The 26,062-nt window shown below is 68.4% G+C and carries 25 protein-coding genes; 3 read left to right on the forward strand and 22 right to left on the reverse strand.

Going from position 1 to position 26,062, the window contains the following annotated elements; translation table 11 throughout:
- Positions 1 to 77: 77 nt before the first annotated feature.
- Positions 78 to 404, reverse strand: coding sequence for a hypothetical protein (locus tag BXA00_RS00750; protein ID WP_076515366.1), 327 nt, complete (start codon positions 402 to 404; stop codon positions 78 to 80).
- A gap of 8 nt (positions 405 to 412) precedes the next feature.
- Between BXA00_RS00750 and BXA00_RS00755 the strand changes: the two genes are divergently transcribed.
- Entirely contained in the window at positions 413 to 2,320 is a 1,908-nt protein-coding gene (locus tag BXA00_RS00755) for a mechanosensitive ion channel family protein (protein ID WP_231952178.1), read from the forward strand.
- Between the two features lie 139 nt (positions 2,321 to 2,459).
- Here the strand turns inward: BXA00_RS00755 and BXA00_RS00760 are convergent, their stop codons facing one another.
- The 18 genes from BXA00_RS00760 to BXA00_RS00845 form a co-directional block, all read right to left on the reverse strand.
- Positions 2,460 to 3,560, reverse strand: coding sequence for an NAD(P)-dependent alcohol dehydrogenase (locus BXA00_RS00760; protein ID WP_076515370.1), 1,101 nt, complete (start codon positions 3,558 to 3,560; stop codon positions 2,460 to 2,462).
- Between the two features lie 104 nt (positions 3,561 to 3,664).
- The gene (locus BXA00_RS00765) at positions 3,665 to 4,258 is read right to left on the reverse strand and encodes a hypothetical protein (RefSeq protein ID WP_231952179.1); all 594 of its coding nucleotides are present in this window, start codon (positions 4,256 to 4,258) and stop codon (positions 3,665 to 3,667) included.
- Positions 4,259 to 4,405: 147 nt separating this feature from the next.
- Complete coding sequence (locus BXA00_RS00770; RefSeq protein WP_076515374.1) at positions 4,406 to 5,053, reverse strand: GntR family transcriptional regulator; 648 nt, start codon at positions 5,051 to 5,053, stop codon at positions 4,406 to 4,408.
- A gap of 80 nt (positions 5,054 to 5,133) precedes the next feature.
- On the reverse strand, positions 5,134 to 5,946 hold the full coding sequence (locus BXA00_RS00775) for a CoA ester lyase (RefSeq protein ID WP_076515376.1): 813 nt from the start codon (positions 5,944 to 5,946) through the stop codon (positions 5,134 to 5,136).
- Positions 5,947 to 5,953: 7 nt separating this feature from the next.
- A complete protein-coding gene (locus BXA00_RS00780) occupies positions 5,954 to 6,535 on the reverse strand; it encodes a cysteine hydrolase (protein ID WP_076515378.1) in 582 nt (193 codons plus the stop codon).
- Positions 6,536 to 6,594: 59 nt separating this feature from the next.
- Positions 6,595 to 7,827 (reverse strand): CaiB/BaiF CoA-transferase family protein, encoded by a 1,233-nt coding sequence (locus tag BXA00_RS00785; RefSeq protein ID WP_076515380.1) that lies wholly within the window; start codon positions 7,825 to 7,827, stop codon positions 6,595 to 6,597.
- Positions 7,824 to 8,987: a CaiB/BaiF CoA-transferase family protein gene (locus BXA00_RS00790; RefSeq protein ID WP_076515382.1), complete on the reverse strand. Its 1,164-nt coding sequence runs from the start codon at positions 8,985 to 8,987 to the stop codon at positions 7,824 to 7,826. The genes BXA00_RS00785 and BXA00_RS00790 overlap by 4 nt, the downstream gene beginning before the upstream one ends.
- A 37-nt stretch (positions 8,988 to 9,024) precedes the next feature.
- Positions 9,025 to 10,227 carry a MaoC family dehydratase N-terminal domain-containing protein gene (locus BXA00_RS00795; RefSeq protein WP_076515384.1) on the reverse strand — a complete coding sequence of 401 codons (1,203 nt, stop codon included), beginning with the start codon at positions 10,225 to 10,227 and terminating at the stop codon, positions 9,025 to 9,027.
- A gap of 99 nt (positions 10,228 to 10,326) precedes the next feature.
- On the reverse strand, positions 10,327 to 11,346 hold the full coding sequence (locus BXA00_RS00800; RefSeq protein WP_231952180.1) for a tripartite tricarboxylate transporter substrate binding protein: 1,020 nt from the start codon (positions 11,344 to 11,346) through the stop codon (positions 10,327 to 10,329).
- Positions 11,343 to 12,287 carry an SMP-30/gluconolactonase/LRE family protein gene (locus BXA00_RS00805; protein ID WP_156902708.1) on the reverse strand — a complete coding sequence of 315 codons (945 nt, stop codon included), beginning with the start codon at positions 12,285 to 12,287 and terminating at the stop codon, positions 11,343 to 11,345. The genes BXA00_RS00800 and BXA00_RS00805 overlap by 4 nt, the downstream gene beginning before the upstream one ends.
- A gap of 11 nt (positions 12,288 to 12,298) precedes the next feature.
- Complete coding sequence (locus tag BXA00_RS00810) at positions 12,299 to 13,072, reverse strand: ABC transporter ATP-binding protein (protein ID WP_076515390.1); 774 nt, start codon at positions 13,070 to 13,072, stop codon at positions 12,299 to 12,301.
- Positions 13,065 to 13,853, reverse strand: coding sequence for an ABC transporter ATP-binding protein (locus BXA00_RS00815; RefSeq protein ID WP_076515392.1), 789 nt, complete (start codon positions 13,851 to 13,853; stop codon positions 13,065 to 13,067). Before BXA00_RS00815 ends, BXA00_RS00810 begins: the two co-directional genes overlap by 8 nt.
- Complete coding sequence (locus BXA00_RS00820; protein WP_231952181.1) at positions 13,850 to 14,845, reverse strand: branched-chain amino acid ABC transporter permease; 996 nt, start codon at positions 14,843 to 14,845, stop codon at positions 13,850 to 13,852. Before BXA00_RS00820 ends, BXA00_RS00815 begins: the two co-directional genes overlap by 4 nt.
- The gene (locus BXA00_RS00825; protein ID WP_076515394.1) at positions 14,838 to 15,716 is read right to left on the reverse strand and encodes a branched-chain amino acid ABC transporter permease; all 879 of its coding nucleotides are present in this window, start codon (positions 15,714 to 15,716) and stop codon (positions 14,838 to 14,840) included. The genes BXA00_RS00820 and BXA00_RS00825 overlap by 8 nt, the downstream gene beginning before the upstream one ends.
- The gene (locus tag BXA00_RS00830; RefSeq protein WP_076515396.1) at positions 15,709 to 16,644 is read right to left on the reverse strand and encodes an NAD(P)-dependent oxidoreductase; all 936 of its coding nucleotides are present in this window, start codon (positions 16,642 to 16,644) and stop codon (positions 15,709 to 15,711) included. Before BXA00_RS00830 ends, BXA00_RS00825 begins: the two co-directional genes overlap by 8 nt.
- Positions 16,645 to 16,672: 28 nt before the next feature.
- The gene (locus BXA00_RS00835) at positions 16,673 to 17,428 is read right to left on the reverse strand and encodes an SDR family NAD(P)-dependent oxidoreductase (RefSeq protein ID WP_076515398.1); all 756 of its coding nucleotides are present in this window, start codon (positions 17,426 to 17,428) and stop codon (positions 16,673 to 16,675) included.
- A gap of 46 nt (positions 17,429 to 17,474) precedes the next feature.
- A complete protein-coding gene (locus BXA00_RS00840) occupies positions 17,475 to 18,314 on the reverse strand; it encodes a MaoC family dehydratase N-terminal domain-containing protein (RefSeq protein ID WP_076515400.1) in 840 nt (279 codons plus the stop codon).
- A gap of 27 nt (positions 18,315 to 18,341) precedes the next feature.
- Complete coding sequence (locus BXA00_RS00845; protein WP_076515402.1) at positions 18,342 to 19,553, reverse strand: ABC transporter substrate-binding protein; 1,212 nt, start codon at positions 19,551 to 19,553, stop codon at positions 18,342 to 18,344.
- A 172-nt stretch (positions 19,554 to 19,725) separates the two neighbouring features.
- On the opposite strand from BXA00_RS00845, the gene BXA00_RS00850 reads away from it, so the two are divergent.
- Together BXA00_RS00850 and BXA00_RS00855 are read left to right on the forward strand one after the other, a co-directional pair.
- Complete coding sequence (locus BXA00_RS00850; protein ID WP_076515404.1) at positions 19,726 to 20,955, forward strand: CaiB/BaiF CoA-transferase family protein; 1,230 nt, start codon at positions 19,726 to 19,728, stop codon at positions 20,953 to 20,955.
- Positions 20,956 to 21,044: 89 nt separating this feature from the next.
- Complete coding sequence (locus tag BXA00_RS00855; RefSeq protein ID WP_076515406.1) at positions 21,045 to 22,031, forward strand: tripartite tricarboxylate transporter substrate binding protein; 987 nt, start codon at positions 21,045 to 21,047, stop codon at positions 22,029 to 22,031.
- Positions 22,032 to 22,092: 61 nt separating this feature from the next.
- Here BXA00_RS00855 and BXA00_RS00860 read toward each other — a convergent pair whose 3' ends face one another.
- Genes BXA00_RS00860 through BXA00_RS00870 form a run of 3 tightly spaced genes read right to left on the reverse strand, consistent with a single transcriptional unit; the run spans position 22,093 to position 26,033 of the window.
- On the reverse strand, positions 22,093 to 23,085 hold the full coding sequence (locus tag BXA00_RS00860) for a tripartite tricarboxylate transporter substrate binding protein (protein WP_076515408.1): 993 nt from the start codon (positions 23,083 to 23,085) through the stop codon (positions 22,093 to 22,095).
- Between the two features lie 30 nt (positions 23,086 to 23,115).
- Positions 23,116 to 25,221 (reverse strand): acetate--CoA ligase family protein, encoded by a 2,106-nt coding sequence (locus BXA00_RS00865; protein ID WP_076515411.1) that lies wholly within the window; start codon positions 25,219 to 25,221, stop codon positions 23,116 to 23,118.
- A complete protein-coding gene (locus tag BXA00_RS00870; RefSeq protein WP_076515413.1) occupies positions 25,218 to 26,033 on the reverse strand; it encodes an enoyl-CoA hydratase/isomerase family protein in 816 nt (271 codons plus the stop codon). Before BXA00_RS00870 ends, BXA00_RS00865 begins: the two co-directional genes overlap by 4 nt.
- Positions 26,034 to 26,062 lie beyond the last annotated feature (29 nt).

Here is a 26,062-nt window from a genome sequence, read left to right on the forward strand (position 1 = left end):
CCGCCATCCTTCATCCCGCGAAAGAAACCGGGCCCCACGGAACAGCCGATGCCAAACATGAACAACAGCGCCTGGGTTCAGCTTGCGATCGCGCCGCGGCTGCGCGAAGCCACCGCTGCGCTGCGGTAAGGCGTCAGATCTGCCGCTGCGCCATCGAGCGGCGCGAGGATGGGAAAGCAGAATATGCCTCTTCGCCGCAGTTCGATAATGGAGGATGCCGACGCAGAGACCGCGTGGCGGGGGACCTTCAGGTGGGTGCGCTGACCCAAGTCCACGCCGCTGACTGTGTAAGTCACCAACAACCCGCTGGCGCCCGCGCACACCTTCTCATTGAGGTGGTTTATCAGCCTGACGTACTCGTTAGGCGGAAGAGTCTTCATTTTGATCATGGCATCGAGCTCCATGAAATCGCGTGCGTTTCGCCAAGCGGCGTATCTGCATTTTAGGGAGACAAGACGAACGTGGCGCGGCAGGCAAGCGCGAACAACGCCATTCATTGACGACAATCAACTTCCGCGCAGCCCGATCGCGCAGGCTTAAGATGGATCAAGCCACTCGGCACGCTGCGCTCACCACGGACTTGCCGGGTTTCGGGCATTGCCGCTCAATGGCTCACGTTTCGCCTTCGCAGCGAAATGGCGGTGCGACATCGGCGCGGGAGAAAGATATGGCTGGAAAACTCTGGTGCTCCATCCTTGCCGCACTGTTACTGATGCCGGCGCCTTCGCAGGGCGCAGCAGGCGAAGCGTCGCGTGCGCCGGCAACGTCTTCCCTTGAACAGACGCTGGAGACCGCCCCGGTCGAAATCGATGGCCAGGTCCTGTTCCAGGTTCGTGGACTGTCGTCCTTTCCGGCCGACAAGCGGGCCAAGGGCATCCAGCAAAGAATCGTCGACGTTGCGTCGAACCGGTCTTTTCCAAGCGGCGAGGTAAAGGTTGAAGAGGCCGACAACGGCACCCTCATCCTGGCGGGAAAGACCGCGGTGATGATGGTGACGGATGCCGATGCGCAGCTTGAGCAGACCAGCCGCGACAATGTCGCGGCACTGCACCTGATCCGCATCCAGCGGGCCATCGACGAATTCAGGGCTGCCCGCACAACCGACGCCCTGCTCAAGTCGGGCCTCTCCGCCGCAGTGGCGACCGCCTTGTTGGCGGTGGGAATTGCCATTCTCCTCATGCTGAACCGGTGGCTGGACAAGGCCGTCTCCCGGCGTCTGGAGCGTCGCGTCCACGCCGTCGAAATACAGTCTTTCGAGGTTGTGCGGTCGGATACCATCTGGAAGGTCTTGCACCGGTTGGTGCTCGGCATCGGCCTTGCAACCATCGTCGTGTCGATTTACGCGTATCTGCAGTATGTGCTGGCGCTCTTTCCCTGGACCCGCTCTGCTTCCAACGACCTGTTGAACCTGGCCACCGGCACGGCCGGGAACCTGGGAAGATCCGTGGCCGCGATCATTCCGGACGTTCTCATTCTCGTCCTCATCTACTACCTGACCCGCTTTGTACTGCGGCGAACCTGGAAGTTCTTCGATGCGGTGGAACAAAAGCGCGTGGCATTCGCGCAGTTCGAACCGGAATGGGCCATCCCGACCTACAAGCTCGTCCGGGTGTTGATCCTGGCGTTTGCGCTTATCGTCGCGTACCCCTACATCCCGGGCTCTGAAACCGCGGCGTTCAAGGGGATCTCGATCTTCATCGGCCTGGTGGTATCGCTGGGCTCATCAACGGCGATTTCCAATCTCATCGCGGGCTACCTGATGACCTATCGACGGGTTTTCAAGGTCGGGGATCGGGTCAAGGTGGGGGACGTGACCGGCGAAGTCGTGGCCGTCCGTCTTCAGGTGATCCATCTGCGGACCGCCAAGAACGAGGAAGTGACGATTCCCAACTCGCAGATCCTGAACAGCGACGTGACGAATTACAGCTCCCTTGCCCAAGCCAGGGGATTGATTCTGCACACCTCGGTCGGCATCAGCTATGAGGTCCCGTGGCGGCAGGTGGAGGCCATGCTGCGCACCGCGGCTGCGCGAACCGCCGGCGTACTCGCGGACCCCGCGCCATTTGTCCTGCTGACCACGCTGGGGGATTTTTCGGTCAAGTATGAATTGAACGTGTACGTCCGCGACACGCAGACGATCGCCAAGACCTATGCGGAACTGCATCGCCACATTCTGGATGTCTTCAACGAATACAAGGTGCAGATCATGACTCCCGCCTACGAGGGAGACCCCGACCAGCCGAAGGTCGTGCCACCGGCGCAGTGGTACGCCGCGCCGGCCGCGCCGGAACAAGGATCGGAACACGGATCTGAACGCTGATCGGAACGCTCGGCTACAACGGGGCGCGTGGATTAAAGCTGATAAAGCCCTCGACCATCGGTGATTGACTGCATGAAGGGGGGGAAGCACGTCGGCCCGAAACGTGCCCCCCAGCATTGAAGCACCGCGGAGACCCCGCTCAAGCCGGACGAACGGCCACCTTCAGCACGTTGTCGCGCTGATTGCCGAACAGATCGTAGGCGTCGGTGATCTGGTCCAGGCTGAAATGGTGCGTGACCATCTTCCTCAAATCCAGCCGGCCGGATTCCAGGACGTTCATGAGGCGCCGCATGCGTTCCTTGCCGCCGGGGCAAAGCGCGGTGTTTATCCGGTGGTCGCCGAGGCCCGCCGCGAACGCCGACACGGGAATCGTCAGATCGCTGGAATACACACCCAGGCTCGATAGCGTCCCGCCTGGCTTCAACACGCGCAGGGCGGATTCGAATGTGGTCTGCTGCCCCAGGGCTTCAATCGCCGAATCCACCCCTTTGCCGCCCGTCAACCGCAGGATTTCTTCCACCACATCGCATTCGTGGAAGTTCAGGACCACATCGGCGCCCCAGTTGCGCGCCATGGCCAGGCGCTGCGCGTTGCCGTCCACGCCGATGACGGTGGTGGCTCCCAGCAGCCGGGCGCCTGCTGTCGCGCACAGTCCGATCGGGCCTTGCGCGAACACCGCGACCGTATCGCCGATGCGGATGTTGGCATTCTCGGCGCCCTTGAAGCCGGTCGACATGATGTCCGGGCACATCAACACCTGTTCATCGGTCAGGGCGTCCGGCACCGGCGCCAGATTGGCCTGCGCATCGGGCACCAGCAGATACTCGGCCTGGGCGCCATCGATGATGTTGCCAAAGCGCCATCCGGCGGTGGCCCGGTATCCATGGCACCCGCATAGGCCGCTGGCCATCAGGTAGCTGCCATCCTGGGATGGCGCGCCGTCCTGCGCCGCGTAGGAATTGAAGTTCGGGCAGATGGCGCCGGCGATCACGCGCTGTCCTTCTTCGTAGCCGGTGACGGCGCTTCCCAGCTTCTCGATGATGCCGACCGGTTCATGGCCGACGGTCAGTCCGGGCGCGACCGGGTATTCACCTTTGAGGATGTGAATGTCGGTGCCGCAGATGGTGGTGGTGGTGATTTTGATCAGCGCGTCGTTCGGTCCCACTGCGGGAATGGGCTTTTCCCTGATTTCGATGCGGCCCGGACCTGCAAAGACGGCAGCTTTCATCGTGGCGGTCATGGTGGACTCCGGCAGTTGAACGGCGGTGCGCTTTCAGCTTAGTACGCCATGCCGTCGGCAACTTGACCGAAGTCAAGTTTCCCGCGAGGCCGGGAGCCCAGCGATCAGGGCTTGGCGGCATCCGGCGGGGAAGGCTGCGCGTGCTCGGCGCACAGGTACATCGGCACCCGGATGAACAGGCTTCCCTTGAGCGACAGGCCGCGCACCAGGCCGGTATCGGAAAGGATGAAGGCAGCGATGGGTTCAATGACCGGCTCGCGGCGGCTGGCCAGGTGCGTGTCGTCCAGAATCTGGATGGCGCCGTTGACACCTTCGACCCAGCCCGGGAGGGCCTGGAACGCGCGCATGGATTCGTAGTCCGAAAAGACCAGTATCAGCGCCTTGCCCCTGAGCCCGAGCACCGACGAGGCCAGGCTGGCGACAACGTTGTAGTAGCTGCGCGCCCCCACGGCGTCGATCAACACGCCCCGCCCCTGGGCGACGCCCGGGGCGTCTGCCTCGGCCTGCATGGCGGACACCACCAGCACCCCGAAAGACCGGGCGATCAGCGCCTGGGCTTTTGGCGACTGGCGGTACAGCCGCAGCAGGGTGGCTTCGGCGTCCTGATTCACGCGTTCGAGCGCGGCCGGAGAAATCGGCGCCATCAGATCCACCGGCTGCGCGGCGGCCACGCCCCCTTGCAGGACGGCCAGGACCATAAGAAGAAGCCCTATTGCACCGCTACGAACGCCCATGATGCCTCCCCGTGGCGGGACCCGCGGTCAAATCGCGAGGTGGGTCCGCCCGATCATGTTGGCGCAGTTCCGGGGAGGGTTGTTGACAAAAGTCATCACCCTGGGCGGTTCTTACTCCGCCGGGCCGGCGTCGCTCAGCGACTTCAGCACCTTCCAGCCCGACTCGATGTGCTTGCGCATGGCCAGCATGGCCGCCGACGCGTCGCCGGAGGCAAAGGCCTGCAGGATCTCCTCGTGTTCGCGCACGGCGTCGTCGCCGCGGCCCGAGGCCGAATTGATCAGGTCGAACGGATAGCGCGCCCACAGGATCTGCACGAAATGCAGGGTCTGGGGCAACTGGGCGATGTCATAGAGCTGGCGATGGAAGCGGTAGTTGATGCCGCGAGCGGTGGCGCGGTCGCCGCTGGCGAAGGACTTGGCGAAATCCTCGGCCAGCACGCGCAGCTCGGCGATGTCCTGGGTGGTGATGCGTTCGATCGCGGCGCGCACGAGCTGCGATTCGAGCAGCAGCCGCAGTTGCAGGATCTCGGCGGACGCCCCCGCATCGAAGGGGACGACGCGCGCTCCCCGGTACGAATCCCCGCTGATATAGCCCTCGGCCTCGAGCAGCTTGAGGGCCTCGCGCACGGGCGTGATGCTCAGGCGCAGTTGCTCGGCGATTTCGGCTTGCTTCAAGCGCGAGCCTCGGGGAAACACGCCCGAGATGATGCGCTCGCGCAGATAGTCAGCGACCTGTTCCTCTTTTGTACGGTATTCCATCGATTAAGCCTGAGTGGCCCGGACGAACCGGATGAACCTGCTTGCAGGCCGCAAAGCCCATATGGGCCCGATTCTAACCGTTAAGCCATGGCCGCACTCCCGGCTTGCGCGACGATGCCCCGCGCCTGCTCGACCACCGGCTTGTCGATCATCTTGCCGTCGACGGCGGTGGCGGCGCCGCCGCTCGCCTCGAACGCCTCCAGGACGCGCCGCGCCCAGGACTGCTCGGCCTCGGTGGGCAGCCAGGCCGCGTTGACCTGCGCCACCTGCCGCGGGTGGATGCACAGTTTGCCGCCAAAGCCGAGGCGCCGGGATCGGACCGCGTGCGCCCGCATCGCGTCCGGATCGTTGAATTCCAGGCTGACGCCGTCGATGGGCGCGGGCAGGCCCGCGTGGCGCGACGCCAACGCGATGGCCGTGCGCACGGGCGTCATCGCATCGTCCTGGTCCGCGATACCGCTGTCCATGGCGAAGTCGACGCTGCCGAAGGCGATGCGCGCAAGGCCCGGCAGGCGGGCGAGCGCCGGCAGGTCCATGTAGCCGTCCACGGTTTCGAGCAGCGCAATGATGCGCTGGCCGGGCAAGGCGGCCAGCGCCTGCGCGAGTGTGCCCGCATTGGCCTTTGGCAGCATCACGGCGGCCCGGGGCAAGGCGCGCAGCGCCGCCAGGTCATCCTCGTGCCAAGGGGTGTCCGGGGGATTGATCCGCACACAGGCCTGGCCGCCATTCGCCAGCCATTTGGCCGCCTCGGCGCGGGCCGCGTCCTTGGCGGCGGGCGCGACGGCGTCTTCCAGGTCCAGGATGACCTCGTGCGCGCCGCTGGCGACGGCGCGGTCGTAGCGCTCGGGGCGGTCGCCCGGAACGAACAGCAGGCTGCGGCTGGGTCGGTTCACAAGGTCCTCACTCGAAGACGACGTCGTGGGAGCTGACGATCCGGCAGAAGCGCTGCAGGCTCTTGATCGCGTTGTCGTGCTCTTCGGCGGTCAGGCCGCAGCAGCAGTCTTCCAGGACGATCATTTCGTAGTCGCGGTCGTGGCCCTCGCGCACCGTGGCCTGCACGACGGCGTTGGTGGAGATGCCGGAGCAATAGATTCGCTTGATGCCGTGAGCGCGCAGGATGGATTCGAGGCTGGTGCTGTAGAACGGACTGACGCGGTGCTTGACGATGTCGAAGTCCTGCGGCTGGCGGCCCAGGTCGGGATGCACTTCGGTGCCCCACTCGCCCAGCTTGAAGATGCCGTTCTTGCGCGCGCCCGAGAAGATCGGCGAGTTGGGCGGGCATTCGCGGTAGTCGGGCGAAAAGCCCACGCGCACGAAGCCGATGGGCAGGCCGGCGGCGCGCGCCTTGTCCACGGCGCGCCGCGTATGTTCGACGATGCCGCGGGTGCGCACCTGTTCGCCGTAGCCGGCGCGGCCATTGGGTCCGTCGGCGTGGACCAGGTCGTTCTCCATGTCCAGCACCAGATAGATGGCGTCTTTCATCGGGCTTTCCTCAGGGTTGTGGTTCAAAAGGTTGGGGATGCGGGCCGGGTCGGCAGGGCCTACAGGATGACCTCGCGCGCCTGCAGGTCCGCGCGCTGGGCCGAGTCCAGCCCCAGGAGTTCGCCGAAGACATAATCCTCGTCCTGGCCCAAGGCGGGCGTCAAGCGGCGGATTCCGATCTCGTCCGACTTGCTGAAGCGGGCCGGCGCGCCCACCGCCAGGCGGGCGGGAATGCCGGGCGCCTCGACCGGCGTGACGGCGCCGCGGGCGTGCAGATGCGGGTCCGAAGCGATGTCCTGCATGGTCCATGACACGTGCGCGCACAGCCCCGCCTGCTGCAACGCGTCGGCCGTGGCATCGGCGTCGCGCGACGCAAGCCATTGCGTGACCATGGCATCGATCTCGCCGCGATGCGCCAGACGCGATGCGGCGTCGGGATGGCGCGCGGCGTCGTCCTCGTGACCCAGCATGCGCGCCAGCGTGCGCCACTGCGCATCGTCGCGCACGGCCAGCGTCAGCCAGCGGTCCGGCTGCGCGGTGGGATAGACGCCGTGCGGGGACATCGCCAGGTCGGCATTGCCCGGCCGTTCGGGGGTGATGCCCAGGCTGGCCAGGACCAGCGCATCGCCGATCATGGCCGAAGCGACCTCGCGCGCCGCCAGGTCCACGTGCTGGGCCTGGCCGGTGCGCCGGCGCTGGTTCAGCGCGGCCACCGTGGCCAGCGCGGCGTGCACGCCGGCCGCGTGGTCCATCACGTGCCGCATCTCCACGGGAGGGCCGTCGCTATAGCCGCTCATCCATCCCAGCCCGCCCCATGCGCCGAACAGCGGCGCATAACCGGCAAAGTGCGAGTCCGGGCCGCTCTGGCCGCAGGACGACAGGGACAGCAGCACGAGATCCGGCTTGACCTCGCGCAGCGCGTCGAAGCACAGCCCCAGTCGCTTCATGACGCCAGGGCGAAAGCTTTCCGCCGCCACGTCGGACAGCGCCACGATCCGCTTGGCGAGCGCCACGGCCTCGGGCTGCTTCAGGTTCAGGCGCACGGACAGCTTGTTGGCCGACACCTGGTCGAACGTGGCCGCGGACATGCGGCCATAGACGGCGTGCGGCTTGCGGAATGCGTCGGGCCGCGTCAGGCTTTCGATCTTGATGCACTCGGCGCCCAACTGCGACAGCAGATGCGTGCAGAACGGGCCAGCCGCGTGGATCGTGAAATCGGCGATGCGCACGCCGGCCAGCGGCGCCCGCAGCGCACGGGGCGGGTTGCCGGAGAGGGTGTCGGATGGGTTCATGCGGATGTCTCCTGCGCCATGTCGCCCAAGGGCGGGACGCGTCCCTTCCTGGGCAAGGGCGTGCAACGGAACTGGAACGGCGCAACCAGGATGTGGGCGTCACGCCCGTTGGCCAGCACCGCCGGCGCGAAGAGGCCCCGCGCGGCCTCCTGCTCGCCGGCCACCACTTCGGCGGGCAGGCGGTACTTGGCCGCGGGCACACCCAGCTCCTGCGCGCGCCGCACGATGTCGTCGACCGGATGACGCGCCATCCACGCGCGGACGTGGGCGTTGATCTCGTCGCCGCGCCGGCTGCGCTCGAGCGGATCGCGCAGCCCGGGATCGGCTGCCCATTCCGGATTGCCCAGCAGGTCGACGAGCGACGACCATTGCCGGTCCTCCAGCGTGAGCAGTTCGATGAACCCGTCCTGCGCCTCGAACACGCCGCCGTAGCGAAAGCGCCGGCTGGTCCGGTGCTCCAGCGACCCGTCGCCCAGGCGCTGCAAGGCGAAGGCGCCCACGGACAGCACGGCGTCCTGCACCGACACGTCCACATACTGCCCGCCGCTCGCCGGCACGGCCCACCATGCCGACAGCGCGCAAAACGCCGCCATCGCCCCGCCCTGGTAGCCGCCGAAGTGGCCGTAGATCTTCAGGGGCGGCCGGTCGGGGAACAGTTCGTTGGACAGGCCGTTGGGCAGCAGAAACCCTTCGCCGCCCGCGTGCAGCAGATTGACTTCCTCGCCGTCCCAATCGGCCTTGGGCCCCTCGGCGCCAAACGGCAGGACGCTGACGTGGACCAGGCGGGGAAAGCGCCGGCCGATGTCGCCCGGGACGAGGCCCAGCGTTTCGCGGTCGCGCACCGGCGTGTCGTCGATCAGGATGTCGGCGCGCGCCAGTTCGCGGTCGAGCAGGTCGCGGCCGGCGGGCGATGCGAGGTCGGCCTGCAGACTGCGCTTGCCCACCGCGAGGTACGCGAAGAGCGCGCTTTCGCCGTCATCTGTCAGCGGCGGCGCCTGCCGCAGGCGCGAACCGCCGGGCGGCTCCAGCATCACGACCCGCGCGCCCAGGGCGGCAAGCATCCGTCCGGCATAGGCGGCCGCCACCGTGTTTGACCGCTCCAGGACGCTGCATCCGGACAACGGCAAGGTGGCGGTGTGTGGCGTTTCGTTGGACTGCATAAGGGGCTGCCTCGAAAGGTTGCGGCCGCGGGCCGGATCAGCGCGTCACCGGCAGTTCGAGGTCGACGCCCGAACCGTCCAGGAAGGCCGGCAGCCGCACGTCGCGCGACGGCAGGGCCACGGTGGCGATCCCCGGCGTGGTCAGTTCGCCGCGCTGGTTCTCCGCCGCCAGCTCGATGTCCACCAGGCCGGTCTTGTCCTTCACGTACTTGCGGGCCACCTTGCCCTTGCAGAAGGTCGTGTCGCCCATGATGTTGAAGCGGCGCATTTCGGTGCGCACGCGCTTGATGACGCCGGCGTCGCCCATCCAGTTGGTCACCAGCGAGCACATCCACGACGAACGCTGCGGGCCGTAGTCATAGGTGCCGGGCACGCCGACTTCCTTGGCCACGGACTCGCGGTGATGGCCGATGCCGGTGTATTCCACGCCGCCGCCCGCTTCGGGGTTTCGGAAGAAATGGCCCGGATGCTTGACGGCCGCCTGCAGCACGACGCCGTGCGTGTGCCCGCGCCCGCAGCCCACCAGGAATCCCATCGTGTCCATCAGCGACAGCGGACCGCGCGCGATCGTCGGCAGTTCCTCGCCCTCCTGCACGTCTTCCCAGTAGCGCACATTGGCGCCGCGGATGTTCTTGGGCTCGTCCAGCACCATCTGGTCGATGCGGTCGCGTTCCTCGTCGGTGTATTCGTGCTGGACGATCTCTTTATATTTGCCGGTTTCACGCGCGGCCTTGCGCTCGTGGCGGGTGCACGTGCCCAGCGCGCGGGCGACCAGTTCGCCGCGCTGGTTGTAGTAGCTGGCCTCCACGTACTGCAGCACCAGGCGGCCCGAGAATTTGCTCTCTTTTTCCTCGACGCCCACCACGCGTTCGATGGCGGTGATGCGGTCGCCGGGACGGACGTGACGGAACAGCTCCCAATCGTTGCCGGCGTAGAAGCCGTGCACGCCGGGCAGGCCCCAGCGGGTGCGGCCCAGCCAGCCGAACGCCATGGGGAACATGGGATGGCCCAGCAAGGTGCCGTAGCGCGTGCCCGCGGCGTAGCCGGTATCGCGGTACAGCGGATTCAGGTCGCCGATGCCGTTGCACCAGTTGCGCAGGGTGTCCGCCGTGGCGTCCTGCAGGTAGGGCCCTTCGGGCCGCAGGTGCAGGCCGATCATCGCGCGGGCGGCGGCGACGGCCTCGTCGGTGATGCGGCCTTCGGCGGGCGCGTTTCCGACATCGGCTTGGGGAAGACTCATGACATTGCTCACTTTGATGCTCCTTGCTATCAACGGAATGCAGAATGCATTCTTCAAGTAATCAAAAAAAGGGGCGCGCGTTGGCGCTGTCCGTGGCGGTTATTCGATGCGGATCCCGGCGGCCTTGATGATGTCGCCCCACTTCTGGCGTTCGTCCTTGACGAAGGCATCCAGTTGCGCGGGCGGCATCACCAGCGGTTCGACGCCGATATCCAGCATCCGGCGGCGCATATCCGGCTGTTCGAGGACATGCCGGATGTGGCCGCCAAGTTCCTGGACGATATGGGCCGGCGTGCCGCGTGGCGCGAAGAGCGCATCCCAGGCCACCACGTCGAACCCCTGCACGCCCTGCTCGGCCACGGACTTGACGCCCGGCAGCATGTCGCTCGCCTTGAGCGAAGTGATCGCCACCGCGCGCAGCTTGCCGCTCGCCAGGTGCGGACGGGCCGCGGTGACGGTGTCGATCGCCAGCGGAATCTGTCCTCCCATCGTGTCCGTCAGCGACTGGCCGGACGCCTTGTACTTGACGGCGAAGAGCGGCGCCTGCGCGGACTTCACGAACTCGGCGAAGACGACCTGCGCGGTGGTGCTGGGCAGGCCCACGTTCAACGCATTGGGCTTGGCGCGGGCCCGCTCGATCAGCGCCGGCACGCTGTTGGCGGGCAGATCCGCGTCCGACGTGGCGATCACCATCGGCAGCAGGCCGATCATGGCCACGCCCACGAAATCCTTCGCGGCGTCGTAGCCGGGGTTGGCGTAGAGGAATTCGTTGGCCGCGTTGGTGGCGTTGGTGCCAAAGAGAAAGGTGTAGCCGTCCGCCGGGGCGCGCGCCGCCGCGGCCGAGCCGATGTTGCCGCCCGCCCCCGCCCGGTTCTCGATGACGATGGGCTGGTTCAGGCGTTTGCCGATCTCCTGGAACACCAGACGCGCCAGCACGTCAGCGCCCTGCCCGGCCGCGTAAGGCACGATGACGCGGATGGGCTTGTCGGGCCACGCTTGCGCCACGGCCGCCGGGTGCAGGGCCCACAGGGCCGCCGCGCCCAACATGGCTGCGATGGCCGACCGGCGGGCGGGGTTCTTCGAGCGCTTCATCGATGCGTCCTTTGCGTGAAGGTTCATTGGGAGCATCCTCCGTTGAGCGCCAGGCCGGCGCGAGGCCAGCGCGCGGCGAAGAGCTGGCCGTGCCCCGACAGGGTGATGTAGGCGGTGCGCCGGTCGGCGCCCCCGAAGCAGATATTGGTGCAATAACCTTCGGGCGCCTCGTGGAACTCCAGCAGCTCGCCACCCGGCGAGAACACGCTGATGCCGCCGCGCACGAGCGTGGCGACGCAGATGTTGCCGCCCGCTTCCAGCGCCAGCGAATCGAAGCGTTGGAAGCCCGGCAGGCCATGCACCAGCCGCCCGCCGTTGGGCGACGGCCAGGGCTCGGCGCCCAGCTGTCCGCGCTCGCCCTCCAGGACCGGGTACGACCACAGCCGGCTCGTCTCGGTCTCTGACACGTAGAGCACGCGGCCGTCCGGCGACAGGCCGACGCCGTTGGGCGTCAGCACGGGATGCGCCGCGCGGCGGATGTGGCTGCCGTCGGCGCGGGCGTAATACACCGCGCCGCGCAGGATGCGGTCTTCAAAGGTCTTGCCGAAATCGGTGAACCAGAGGCCGCCGTGCGCATCGAAGACGATGTCGTTGGGGCCGTGCAGCGCCACGCCGTCGCAGTGCGTGTAAAGCGTCTGCACGGCGCCGGTCGCCACGTCCACGCGCTGGATGCTGCCGCCCGCGTAGTCGGCCGCCGGGCCGGTCGGCCGCGTGAAGCCGTTGTCGGTGCGCCAGCTGAACCCGCCGTTGTTGCAGACGTAGACGTGCCCGTCGGGCCCCAAGGCCGCGCCGTTCGGCCCGCCGCCCAGCTCGGCCACCTTGCGCAGCTCGCCATCGGGCAGCACGCGCGTCAGGCGTCCCGCGGCGATCTCCACCACCAGCACGCTGCCGTCCGGCATGGCCACGGGCCCCTCCGGGAATTCCAGTCCGCTCGCCAGGACCTCGCCTTGCAGCTTCAGATGTTCCATCTCGGTTCCTTTCATGCGTGGGTGGCGGTCGTGGCGGACGGGCTGGCCTGCCCACGCGCGCCCAGATAAGCGTCGATCGCGCGCTGGCGTCCTTCGCGGCTGCGCAGCGCCTGCTCGTCCAATTCGCCCACGATATGGCCGTGCCGCAGCACCCAGGCCCGCTCGGCCAGCCGCGCCGCGACGTGAAAGCTCTGCTCCACCAGCAGCGCCGCGAGCTTCTGTTCCCGCTGGATGGCGGCCAGGCGCTCATACACGCGCGCCACCAGCAGGGGCGCCAGTCCCAGCGAGGGCTCATCAAGCAGGAGCAGGCGCGGGCCGGACATCAGGCCGCGGCCGATCGCCAGCATCTGTTGCTCGCCGCCGCTGAGCAGGCCGGCCGGCGCGTTGCGCCGCCCCGCGATCTCGGGAAAGAAGTCCATCACCATCTGTTCCCGCCGCGCCCGCGTGCGCGCATCGACGAAGTAAGAGCCCAGGATGAGGTTCTCGCCCACCGTCAGGTCCGTCACGATGGCACGCCCTTCCGGCACGTACACGATGCCGCGCCGAAAGCGCTGCGCCGCCGACAGGCCAGTGATGTCCTGCCCATCGAGCAGGACCCGGCCCTGCGCGGGCTCAAGCCCGGCGATGGCCCGCAAGGTGCTGGACTTGCCCGCCCCATTTGCGCCCAGCAGCGCGGCGACAGACGCCGCGCCTACCGACAGCCCGATGCCGTGCACAACCGGCCCGGCGCCGTACCGCACCGTCAATCCTTCCACCGCCAGCAGCGTCGATGCTCCGTCATGCATCCTCGTCTCCCAGATAGACCCGCACAACGTCGGGATTGCTCCGCACCTGCCCGGGGCTGCCCGAGGCCAGCAGCCGCCCCACGTTCAGCACGTGGATCGTGTCGCAGACGTCCATGATCAGGTCCATGTCGTGTTCCACCACCACCAGCACCAGCCCGGGCGCGCGCAGGCGCTTCAGGGCGCTGGACAGGTCGCCCGTCTCGATGGAGTTCAAGCCGGCCGCGGGCTCGTCCAGCAGCAGCACCCGCGGATCGCCGGCGATGGCGCGCGCGATCTCCGCCAGGCGCAGCACGCCCGGCGGAAGCTGCGCGGGATAGTCGTCGGCCACGTGCAGCACGCCCAGGCGGTCCAGCGCCGCCAGCGCGCGCTCACGGTTGCGGCTGCGCTCGGCGCGGCCGCCGGGCAAGGGCAGGAAGGCGTCCAGCCAGCCCGCCGACGACTGCCGGTCCAGGCCGATCATGACGTTCTCGGCCATGGTCAGCTCCGGACACAGCGCCACGTGCTGGAAGCTGCGGGAAAAGCCCAGCGCCGCGCGGCCGGTGGGCGGCACGCCCTCCAGGCGCTGGCTGCCCAGCCGGATGCTGCCGTGCTGCGGCGAGTACAGGCCGGTCAGGCAATTGAAAAAGCTGGTCTTGCCCGCCCCGTTCGGTCCGATCAGCCCGGTGATCTCGCCCGCCTTCAGATGCAGGGCAATGTGTTGCAGCACCTGGATGCCGCCGAACGACAGCGACAGGTCTTCGACCACCAGCGGATCGCGGTCCAGCGTGGCTTGCGCGCTCATGGATTGCCTCCGTGCAGACGGGCGCGCAGCTTGGCGGGCAGCGCGTTGACGCCCAGCACCACGCCCAGCAGCGCCGTGCCGTACAGGATGGGCACCCAGTCGCCCGCGCCGGCCAGCAGCAGCGGCATGAGCGTCAGGAACAGGCCGCCCAGCAGGCTGCCCAGGATCGACATCGAATACAGGCTGACCACCGAGCCGACCAGCAGGAAGATCGAGGTCCACAACGTAAAGCTGTTGGGCGAGACGGTTGACGAGCTGAACGACAGCAGGGCGCCGGCGATGGCAGCGATGGCGCCGCTCAGGGCCATGCACGACACGCGCGCCCAGCTGCGGCGCACGCCGAACGATTCGGCCGCGTGCGGCGAGGCGCGGATCAGCAGCAGCGCCATCGCCTGGCGCGAGCGGCGGAAGTGGCGCAGCAGCAGCGCGACGGCGACCAGCCCGGCCAGCGGCAGGTAATAGCGCTGCGTTTCCTTGGCGATGCCGGGCAGCGCATCCAGCTTGACGTACAACCCTTCGTAGCCGCCCGACACCGACGAGAAATGCAGCAGCACCTCGGGCAGGGCCAGCGCCAGCGCCATCGTGGCGACGGCCAGGTAGATGCCCGACAGATAGCGCGAGGGATAGGCGAAGAGCAGCCCCAGGAAAGCGCCCGAGACCGCCGCCAGCGGCAGGCTGGCCAGCAGCGACACGCCCAGGTATTTTTCCATCAGGGCGACGGTATACGCGCCGGCCGCGACGAACACGCCATGGCCGATCGAGACCTCGCCGCCATAGCGCACCAGGAAGCTCACCGAAATGATGGCAATGGCGTTGGCAAAGCACAGGCCCAGGGTGTAGGTCCAGTAGCCGCCCGCCACCAGGGGCAGCAACGCCAGGACCACCACGCCGGCCACGCCCGCGCCCGCCATCAGGCGCCGCGGCGCCGCGGCGACCGCGGCCGGCTTTGCGTCCGCCGCCAGGCGGTTGGATGACATGATCACGCTAGACACGGGCGCCTCCCCGGATTGCCAGAACGCCCTTCGGGAACACATTGAGCACCAGCAGGATCGTCAGCAGCAGATAGGTGTTGTTGAACTCGGCCGAGACATAGAACGACAGCAGGTTCATGATGGCGCCGATCAGGATGCCGCCCAGCACCGCGCCCGGCAGGCTGTTGAAGCCGCCCACGACGGCCGCCGCGAACGCCTGGAGCATGAAGGAAGACACGCTGGTCGAGGACAGGAACGTCGTCGGCACGATCAGCAGCGACGCGATCAGCCCCAGCACGCCGGCCGTGATCCACGAAAACAGATGCACCCGGCGCAGGTTCAGCCCGCACACGCGGCTGGCATAGGGATTGGCCGACACCGCGCGGAACGCAATGCCGATGCGGGTGCGTTCGATCAGCAGGTACAGCAGCCCGATGGCGACGGCGGTCGCGCCCAGCACCGCGAGGTCATAGGCGGTGATGCGGATCGGACCGATCTGGCCGCGCCACGCGGGCAGCGGCAGGTCCAGCGACACCACGTTCGAGCCGAAGAGCAATTGCGTCGCCCCCTGCGCGATCAGGCCCACGCCAAGGGTGGCGATGGTGCTGGTCAGGTCCGACTTGAAGACCAGCGGCGCGATCAGGAAGTAGCTGACCGCCATTACCGCGACCATGATCGCCAGCGTGAGCACCACGGCCGCGCCCCAGGCCAGGTTCGCGAACAGCCCGGCCGTGAAGCCGAACACCAGGAACGCCGCCAGGCCCGCCAGGTTGCCGTGCGCGAAGTTCACGACATTCGAGCTCTTGTAGATCAGCACGATGCCGATCGCACCCATGGCGTAGAGGCAGCCGCTGACCACGCCCGCCCAGATGAGTCCGATGAAATCATCCATGGCCGGACTCCTGCTGCGCCGACGCCACGCCGGCGCCGTCGCCGCGATCGATGATTTCGATCACCGACGGGAAGTAGCGGCCGCTCCATCCGCCGCTGGCCGTCGCCGCGTAGTACCGTTGGGCCAGTTCCGTGACGCGCGCCGTCAACCCCGTCTGCCCGGCAAGCTCCAGCACGTAGCCCAGATCCTTGAGCGCGTATTCAGGCGGAAAGGATTTTTCGGGAAATTCCCGCGGCAGCATCGCCCGGCGCCCGTGGTTGCGCAGCACGAAGCTGTCGCCCGACCCTTTGGACACCGCATCCAGCAGCACCGCCGGCTGCACGCCGGCGCGCTCGCCCAGCACCATCATCTCGGCCAGCGCCACGGTGTTCTCGAACACCAGCGCATTGTTGATGAGCTTGACCACCTGACCGCAGCCCGTCTCGCCGCAGCGTGTCACGTCCGAGCCGATGTAGCGCAGCAGCGGCTCGATGCGCGCATACAGCGCCTCGTCCGCGCCCACCATGATGCTCAGTTCGCCGCGCTGCGCCGCTTCGCGGGTGCGGGCGACGGGCGCGTCGGCGAATGCGACGCCCAGGTCGGCAAGGCGCTGCGCCGTCGCGCGGGCCGACGCCACCGTGGTGGTGCTGAGGTCGACAATCACGGCGGGACGGCGCGCGCCGCGGGCCAGGCCGCCCTCGCCCAGGCAAACCGCTTCCACCTGCGGGCCGCCGGGCAGCGACAGGAACACCACGTCGGCGCGTTCGGCCACCTCGGCCACCGAGCCGGCGCGGTGCGCGCCGGTGCCGTCCAGCAGGGCGTGGGCCTGCGGGTTCGTGTCAAAGGCGATGACGTCGCCGGCGTGCTTGACGGCCATGTTGCGGCACATCGGGCCGCCCATCACGCCCAGGCCGATAAAGCCGATCACGGGTAGGGTATCTGCGGTCATGCGTGGCTCCTGTCTGCGTCGGCGGTCGTCAGTCCATCCACATGCCGCCGCTGATGTCCAGCGACGTGCCCGTGATCCAGTTGGAGGCGGGCGAGCACAGGAACAGTGCCGCCTGCGCGATGTCGTCGGCGTTGCCGTAGCGGCCCAGCGGCACGGTGCCGTTGGCCGAGGGCGCGCCGCCGCTGGTGACGCTGGCCCACATCGCCGTCTCGACGGGTCCCGGGGCCAGGGTGTTGGCATAGACGCCGTGCGGCGCGCCGGCCTTGGCGATCCAGCGCATCATGCCGTGCACGGCCGCCTTGGACGCGACGTAGGCCGGTCCCGACGCCACGCCGCCGTTCTTGGCCGCGATGGAGCCGGCCGCCAGGATCTTGCCGAAGCCCTGCCGGCACATCAGCGGAAACAGCTTGCGCGCCGGATTGACCACGCCGCGCACGTTGACGGACATCACCGCGTCCCATTCGTCATCGGTGCTGTCGCCCAGCGGCGTGCGGGCGATGATGCCCGCGCACAGCACCAGGATGTCGATCCGGCCGTATTCGGCCAGCACCGCGTCGATAACCTGGTCGGTCTCGGCGCGCGAGGTCACGTCGTAGCGGCGATAGTCGATGCCGCCGCCCAGCGCCTGTCCAAGCTCCTCGGGCGCCACGCGGTCCGTCGCAATGACGCGCGCGCCTGCCTGCCGGAATGCCTTGGCGATCGCCTGCCCCATGGCGCCCGCGCCGCCGGTGATGAACGCAACCTGGCCTTCAAGATTCGCCGGACCGCTCAAATGCTGTGCCATCTTCTCTTGTCTCCTGTCAGTGTTTTTATCCGGGCCGCGCCGCGCCTTACCGCAGCACCGCCGTGGCGGACATCGCCAATTCGCCGTCCGGCCCGCGCGCCCACAGCGCGAACGTGCCGTCTTCCTGCGTGTGGCCTTCTATGTGGAAGGCGCGCGATACGAACAAGGGGCTGACGCCGCGAAAGTCAAAGCGCGCCAGGCCGCGTCCTTCTCCGTGTTCCACCGCAAGCTGCTGCAGCAGCGTGGCGGTCAGGGGCCCATGCACGACGAGGTCCGGATAGCCTTCTTCGTTGCGCGCGTAGGCCTGGTCGTAATGGATGCGATGCCCGTTGAAGGTCAGCGCCGAATAGCGGAACAACAGCGTCGTGTCGGGCCGGACCTCGCGGCCCCAGCGCGCCTCGGCCTCGAGCCGCGTCGGCGTCGCGGCGGCCGCGCCGGGCGGCGGCGCCTCGCGGTAGACGATGTCCTGTTCCTCGACGATGCAGTCGGTCCCGTTGCACTGCGTCGTGTGCTGGACCGTCACGAACCACAACGCGCCGCGCTTGCCGACCTTGTTCTCGACCTTCACGATGCGGCTGCGCCGCGTGGCCTGCTCACCGATGGGCAGGTCCGCCAGGTAGTTGATCCGGCTGCCCGCCCACATGCGGCGCGGCAGGTCGATGGGCGGCAGAAAGCCGCCGCGTCGCGGATGGCCATCTTCGCCCAGCCCGCTGCGGCGCGCGGCCGGGTTGAAGAACAGCCACTGCCAGCCGGGCGGCAGCGGTTCGCCCGCGCGCGGCGCGCCTTCCAGGTCCAGCGTTGCCGCCATCGCCGCCACGGCCGCCGCGTCGATGCGCTGCGTATGCGCTTCTTCGCGGCCGACCCATTCTTCATATGCATTGCTCACGCGGGCACTCCTTTACTGTGTGCCGGCCTAGGCCAGCTTGGCGTCGAACACGTCGGCCGGATAGGGCTTGAAGTCCCGCACCAGCTTGAAGCTGCCGCCGGACACGGCCTGGATGATCCCTTCCTGGCGCGCGCCCCGGTGGTCGCCGGGCTTGAAGGTCACCTCGCGCGCGCCCCCGACGGTCTGGTTCGTCATGGTCTCCATGACATCCACCAGGTTTGCGCGCGTCAACGGCTTGCCGCTGGCCAGCAGCATCTGGAATCCTTTGGCGAACAGCGCCGCGTTGCTCCAGCCGTTCAGGCCGAAGACGCCGATCGGGTCGTTGGGATAGTGCTTGGCCACGGTGTCGCGGTAGGCCTTGATGTTGGCGTCGTCCGCGTCCACCGGCATCAGCCACGAGGAAAAATAGGCGCCGTCCAGCAGCGGGCCGGCCAGCTTGTAGGTGGTGGGATCGGCGGTGAAGAACGGCGCCATCCACTTGCCCTGATAGCCCAGCCGGTCCGCGGTCTTGAGCGCCGCGGCCAGGTTGGCGTTGGAGCCGAACAGGATCACGACGTCCGCCTTGGCGTTGGCGATGCGGCGCACGTGGGGCGTGAAATCGGTGCTGCGCACCTCGAAGGGGATGGACTCGGCGGGCTGCTTTTTATTCGCGGCCATGAGCATGTCGAAGCCGCGCTTGGCCGAGCGGCCCAGCTCGTCGTTTTCCCATAGCAGCGCCACGCGGTCGGCGTTCAGGCCGCTGAAGGCGTATTCCAGGTTCGAGGCCGCGGACCAGCCGTAGTCGGGCAGCAGCGGGAACACCAGCCGTTCCGCAAAAAGCGCCGTCGCGCCGCCGATGGGGCCGATCATCGGCAGGCCGACTTCCTTGGCGTAGGGAATCACCGCCACGGATTGCGCGGTGCCGACGGGCGCGGCCAGCGCGAAGATCTTGTTCTCTTCGACCAGGCGGCGCGTGACGGCAACGCTGCGGGCCGGCTCATAGCCGTCGTCATACGTGACCAGCTTGATCTTCCAGCCGTTCAGCGCGTCGGTCTCGTTGATCCATTTGAAGCAGGCGTCGGCGGCGCGGGAGAGGATGGCATAGAACGGCACCGGGCCCGTGATGGGAGTGAAGGCGCCGACCGTGACCGTCTTGCTGGCCGTATCGATGCCGGGAGAAACGGACTGCGCGCGCGCCCAGCCTGGAAGCGAAATCGAGGCTGCCGCCGCACAACCGGAAAGAAAAGTCCTTCTGTGCACGTTGTGTCTCCTGGTTGTTCTTCGATTGCCGCCGTCTGCTGAGCGACTAAGAATGCATTTTATATATTTACAAGCCGCGAAAAATACGGGCTTTCCCTAGCAAAATGCGTTGCACTGGGCAAACCTTGAACATATAGAATGCATTCTTTCAAGCCAAACGCCAGGAGACACCATGCACTCCCCACCCCTCGCGGGACGCCGCGTCATTGAACTGGGCACCATGCTTGCCGCCCCTTTTGCCTCGCACATCCTTGCCCAGCTTGGCGCCGAAGTCATCAAGGTGGAGCCGCCGCGCGGCGATCCCACCCGCAGCCTGGTCCGCGGCGGCCCGAGCGGCACGTTCATCGCCTACAGCCATGGCAAGAAAAGCGTATGCCTGGACCTCGCCCGGCCGGACGGCCATGCCGCCTTTCTGAAAATGCTGGAGACGGCCGACGCATTCGTGCACAACCTGGCGCCCAAGGCGGCGCGCAAGCTCAAGCTCACCAAGGCGGAATGCCAGGCGATCAATCCGCGTCTCATCTATTGCCACATCCGCGGCTACGCGGACGGGCCGCAGGCGGACGACCTGGCTTCCAACCCCGTCGCCGAAGCGTCCACCGGCGTCATGGAGGCCAACCGCATCGATGGCCGCCCCAGCAGGCTGGGGCCGTCCTACCACGACCAGTTCGCCGGCGCCTATGCCGTCATCGGCATCCTCGCCCGCATGCTGCAGCCGGAAGCCGCCAAGGAAGGCGGCCATGTGGAGATCGGCCTGTACGAAACCGGCTTGCACGTCGCATCGCGCGACCTGGTGGGCGTGCAGCTCAAGACCCAGCTCCTTGGGCGGCCGGAACGCGAGCCGCATGGCGAATTCAGCATGCCGGGGTACGGCGCCTACCTGACCTCCGACGAACGCTGGATGTACCTGCTGATGCTGACCGACGCACACTGGTTGAAGTTCTGCCAGGCAATGCAACTGCCCGAGGCCGCCGACGCCTCGCTCGCCGCCCTGAAGGACAGGAAGAAGGCGCGCGAGCGGGTCGAAGAAATCGTCCGAAAGGCGATCGGCGCCCGGACGTTCGACGATGCCACCGCGCGGCTGCGGATGGCGGGCGTCGGCAGCACGGAAGTCCTGCCGCTGGAACGCGTGCTGGACGCCGAGCAGGCGCGCCAGCCCGGCAAGCTGCGCAGCGTGCGCTACCGCGACCTGGCGTTCGACGTGCCGGAGTTTCCGCGCCGGGATGCCGCCCGCGACGGCGTGGCGACGCTGCCGCCGCCGGATCTGGGCGAACACACGCGGGATGTGCTGCTGGCCGCGGGGCTTACGCCCGACGCGTGCGAGGCCCTGATCGACAGCGGCGCCGCCTGCGCCGGCCGGCCGGGCGATTTCGCATGGGCGCCCGTGCGCAAGCAGGCATGACCCGCGTATAAAGGCGCCGCAATCACGCCCCAACGATGACCGGATCGACAACGGGCGCGACAGCGCGGCGAGAACCGAGGAGACAGAAGATGAAGCTCAACCCCGTTGTGCCCGGCCTGTTCAAGGCCGCCATCGCCGGCTTGCTGTTCGCCGCCGCCACCGCCTCCGCCGCGGGCTATCCCGACCGGCCCATCCGCCTGGTCGTCGGCTTTCCGCCGGGCGGCGGCGCCGACTTCGTGGCGCGGCAGGTTGCGCAGCGGCTGGGCGAATCCCTGCACGCCAGCGTCGTCGTGGACAACAAGGCAGGCGCCAACGGCACCATCGCCGCGGCCGAAGTCGCGCGGGCCGCGGCAGATGGCTATACGCTGCTGCTGGGCGTCACGGCCTCGCAATCCATCAGCCCGGCGCTGTCATCGCGCCTGCCCTACGATCCGCTGCGCGACTTCACGCCGATCACGCAGGTGGGCTACACCCCGCTCGTGCTGGTCGTGAATCCCAAGCTGCCCGCCAGGACGCTGGGCGAATTCCTGAACTACGCCAAGGCCAGCCGCACGCCCGTGCCGTACGGATCGGCAGGCACGGGCAACATCACCCACATGGCCGCGGCGCTGTTCGTCCAGTCGTCAGGGGTGTCGAACTTCCAGCACGTGCCCTACAAGGGCAGCAGCCAGGTGATCACGGACCTCATCGGCGGGCGCGTCGATGCCTACTTCGACACCCTGCCCTCGTCGCTGCCCCTCATCCAGAGCGGCCAGCTTCGCGCCATCGCGGTGACCGGCCCGGCGCGCTCGGACACGGCGCGGGACATTCCGACCGTGCAGGAAGCCGGCTTGCCCGGCTTCCAGACCACGACCTGGTTCGGCGTGCTGGCGCCGCCCAAGCTGGACCCGGCCCTGGCCGAGCGCCTGTATGAGGCGCTCAAGACCGGCATGGGCGCGCCCGACGCGCGGCAGGCGCTGGTCACGCGCGGCGTGGAGCCGGTCCTGGACACGCCCGCGCAGTTCAGCGCGGAACTGAAGGCGGACCTGCAGCGGTGGCGCGACGTGGCGCGCAAGGCGGACATCAAGATCGAGTGAGCCGCCGGGCCCGGTGCGTCACGGCGGCCGGCGCGGCGAGCCGCCCGGCCGCGTGTCGCCTTTACGGCTTGTCGGTAATGCCGGCGTCGCGAACGATCCGGCTCCAGCGCGCTTCTTCTTCCTTGACGTATTGTCCCAGCGCCGCGGGCGTGCCCACGTCGGGCGCCAGGCCTTCAAGCTCCAGCGCCGCGCGGAACTCGGGGTCCTGCGAGGCTTTCCGGATCGCGGCATTCAACCGGTCGATCACCGCGGCGGGCGTGCCTTCCGGCACGAAGACCCCGTACCAGCTATCCACGAAGTAGCCCGCCTCGCCGGACTCGGCGACGGTGGGCACGCCAGGATAGGCCGGCGAACGCTGCTGCGTCGTCACGGCAAGCGCGCGCAACTGGCCGCTCTTGATGTGGCTGCTGACGCTGGCCGAGGTCGAGAAGATCATGTCGATCTGCCCGCCGATCAGGTCGTTGATGCCGGGGCCCGCGCCCTTGTAGGGCACATGCAGGATATCGACCTTGCCCAGGCTCTTGAAGAGTTCCCCGGCCAGGTGCGCCGACGTGCCGTTGCCATAGGAGCCGAACGTCAGCTTGCCCGGATGGGCGCGCGCGTAGGCCAGGATGTCCTGCACGCTCTTGAAGGGCGACTTCGGCGAGACGACCAGCACGTTCGGCGATTTGCCTATCATCGCCACCGGGGCAAAGGCGCGGTCGGTGTCATAGGGCAGCTTCTTGTGGATGGCCGGATTCACCGCGTGGGCGAAAGTGGACATCAGCAGGGTGTAGCCGTCCGGCGGGCTTTTGGCCACGTTCTCGGTGCCGATGATGGTGCTGCCGCCCGGACGGTTTTCAACGACGACGGTCTGGCCGAGTTCCTGCGTCAGGCCCTTGGCGAGCTGGCGCGCGATGAGGTCGGTGCCGCCGCCCGGCGTGAACGGCACCACGATGCGCAAGGGTCTGTCCGGAAATGCCGCGCGCGCCTGCGGTGCCGCAGCGGCGCCCAGCGCCAGGACGGCCGCCGCAAGGGCCATGCCGCCGCGCGTGAATAGGTTCTTCTGTTTCATGGTTGTCTCCTGTTTGTCCACCTGCCTGAACTACTTCGACCGCTCCCGCAGGACGGCCACGCCGTCCGCGGCGCAGACGCCCTGGCCTAAGGGCCGCACGAAGAGCGGGTTGATCTCGGCCTCGACCAGCCTGTCCTCCAAGGCCGCGGCCATCCGCGAGAACGCCACCACCGCCTCGACCAGCGCCGGCACGTCCGCGCGCTCGCGCCCGCGGTAGCCGTCCAGCAACGGCCACGTCTTCAGGCGACGCAGCCCCGCAAGCACCTGCTCCGGCGCGAGGCCGCCGCCGTCGGCGGGCAGCATCAGCAGCGTCGTATCGCGGACCAGTTCGGCGACGACGCCTCCCATGCCGAGCAGAATCGCCGACCCCAGGGGGTCCCGGTGCAGGCCGACGATCAGTTCCGCCGCGCCGGTGACCATCTCCTGGACCAGGAAGGCCTGCGGCCGGCTGCCAGCGAGGCGCTGGACATCGTCGGCCATCTGCCGCAGCCGCGCAGGCACGTCTTCCCGCGCCACGCCGACGGCCACGCCGCCCACGTCGCTCTTGTGCGTGATCTCGCGCGACAGCAGCTTGAGCACGACGCGTGGCCCCAGCCGGGCGGCGGCCTGCGCGGCCTCTTCTCCGGTGCGCACGACGATTTCCCTGACGCCCGGAATGCCATGGCGCGCAAAGAGCGCCTTGGCCTGGGCCTCGTCCAGCGACCCGCTTTCGTCGACGGGCGCGGCGATGGGCAGCGGCGCGCGCGGCGCCTGCGCCCTGGATGGCTGGCCGCGCCCCTGCACTTGCCACATCGCCGCCATCGCGGCGCTGACGCCCTCCGGCGTGTGGAACGCGGGAATGCCGTAGCGGCCGAGCACTTCCGCGGCGCGCGGCGCGTGCGGGCTGATGTACGCCAACACGGGCTTGCCGGCGCCCGCCAGCGTGTCCTTCAGCGCGCCCGCCATCAGCTCGGGCTGGGCGACGCCGGACGAGCCCACGACCACCACCAGCGCGTCGTGGCCGCCGCTGTCCAGCATGATGCGGATCGCGCCCCGAAGCAGCTCGGGCTGCAGGCCCGCGAGGGTCACGTCGATGGGGTTGCGGTCCAGGACCGCGTGGCCGCCGGGCTGCAGGGCGCGCAGGGCGGCGCCGGTCGCCGCATCGGGCGGCGGCAGTTCGAAGCCCGCCAGGCCCAGGCAGTCGGCCACCAGCGTGCCCGCGCCGCCCGTCGAGGTCAGGATCGCGACGCGGCGGCCTCGCAGCGCGCGCTCATGCGCCAGCGCGGCCGGAATATCCAGCAGGTCGGAAAACGCTTCGGCCCGGATGACGCCGGCGTCCTCGAACAGCGCGTCGTACATGGCATCCGCCCCAGCCAGCGCGCCCGTGTGCGACTCGGCCGCCCGGGCGCCCGATTCCGAACGCCCGATCTTGAACGCCACCACCGGCTTGCCGGCTTCCAGGGCCTTGCGCGCGGCGGCGCGGAACCTGGCGGGATGGCGGATGCTCTCGACATACAAGGCGATGACGCGGGTGGCCGGATCGTCGGCCAGCGCGTCGACGAAGTCGGCCAGGTCGAGGTCGGCCTCGTTGCTGGTCGAGATCAGCTTGGACAGGCCGATGCCGCGGGCGGCGGCCCGCGACAGCAGCGCGCCCAGGATGCCCCCGCTTTGCGAGACCAGGCCGATGGGGCCGGCGTGCAGCGCGTCGAGCTCCAGGGCGCCGCTGGCAGACAGCGTGATGCGGTCCGTCAGGTTGACCAGGCCGATCGTGTTCGGCCCCAGGATGCGCATGGCGCCCGCGGCCTCGCGCAGCTCGTGCTGGCGGCGCGCGCCCTCCTCCCCGGCCTCCGCGTAGCCGCTGGCAAGCACGATGGCCGCGCCCGTGCCGATGGCGGCGAGTTCGCGCACGGCATCTTGGGTGCGCTCGGCGCCCAGCACCACGATGGCGACGTCCGGCGCCTGCGGCAAGGCGCGCACGTCGGGATAGCAACGCAGCCCGTCGATGTCGGACGCCCGGGGATTCACGGGATAGATGCTGCCCTGGAATCCGTGCTTGCGCAGGTAGGCCACCGGCCGGCCCGAGGTCTTGGCCGGGTCGGCCGAGGCGCCCACCACCGCCACGCTGCGCGGCCGCAGCAGCTTGTCGAGGGCGCTCATTGGGCGTCTCCCCGGCCGCGGGCGGTCTGGGCCATGTTCTCCAGGAACGCGGCCACGGATGCGCGATGTTCGGCGCTGGTGTAGCAGATGCCCTGCGCCTGGCTACCCATGGCGAAGACCTGGTCGGCGGTCAGCTCGAAACTCTGGTCCAGGATCGACTTGCCCAGCGCCAGCGCCGTGGCCGAGCCCTGGCTCAAGGCGGCGGCCCAGGCCTGGGCCGCCTCCACCTCCGTGCCTGCGGGCGCCAGCCGGTCGGCGATGCCCAACTGCAACGCCTCCTGGGCCAGGACCCGGCGGCCGGAGAAGATCAATTCCTTCGCGCGCGCCAGCCCGACGCGGCGCGGCAGGAAATACAGGCCGCCGCCGTCCGGGATCAGTCCGCGCGCGATGTAGCTCCATGCGAACGAAGCGCTCTCGGAGGCCACGATGAAATCGCAGCTCAGCGCGGTATCGGCCCCCAGGCCCGCCGCCGCGCCGTTCACCGCCGCGATCGTCGGCTTGGGCATGCGATGCAGCAGGTTTTGCGCGTGGTGCACGCGCTGCTGGCGCGACCACCCGTTGAACCCGACCTCGCCGGCCGGCGCGTCCATCCGGCGCTGCATGCCCGCAATGTCCCCGCCCGCGCAGAAGCCCTTGCCTTCGCCGGTCAGCACCAGCGCGCGGATGGCGCGGTCCTGGGCGACAAGCTCAAGCGCGTGGATCAGTTCGCCGCGCATCGCGTCGCTGATCGCGTTGCGCTTGTCAGGCCGGTTCAGCGTCAGCGTCGCCACGCCGTCCTGCGATTGCAGCCTGATGAATTCGTAGTCAGCCATATCCGTGCTCCGTCGTTGTGGTGGGCCAG

The sequence above is a fragment of the Achromobacter sp. MFA1 R4 genome (assembly GCF_900156745.1).
Lineage (GTDB): Bacteria > Pseudomonadota > Gammaproteobacteria > Burkholderiales > Burkholderiaceae_B > Achromobacter.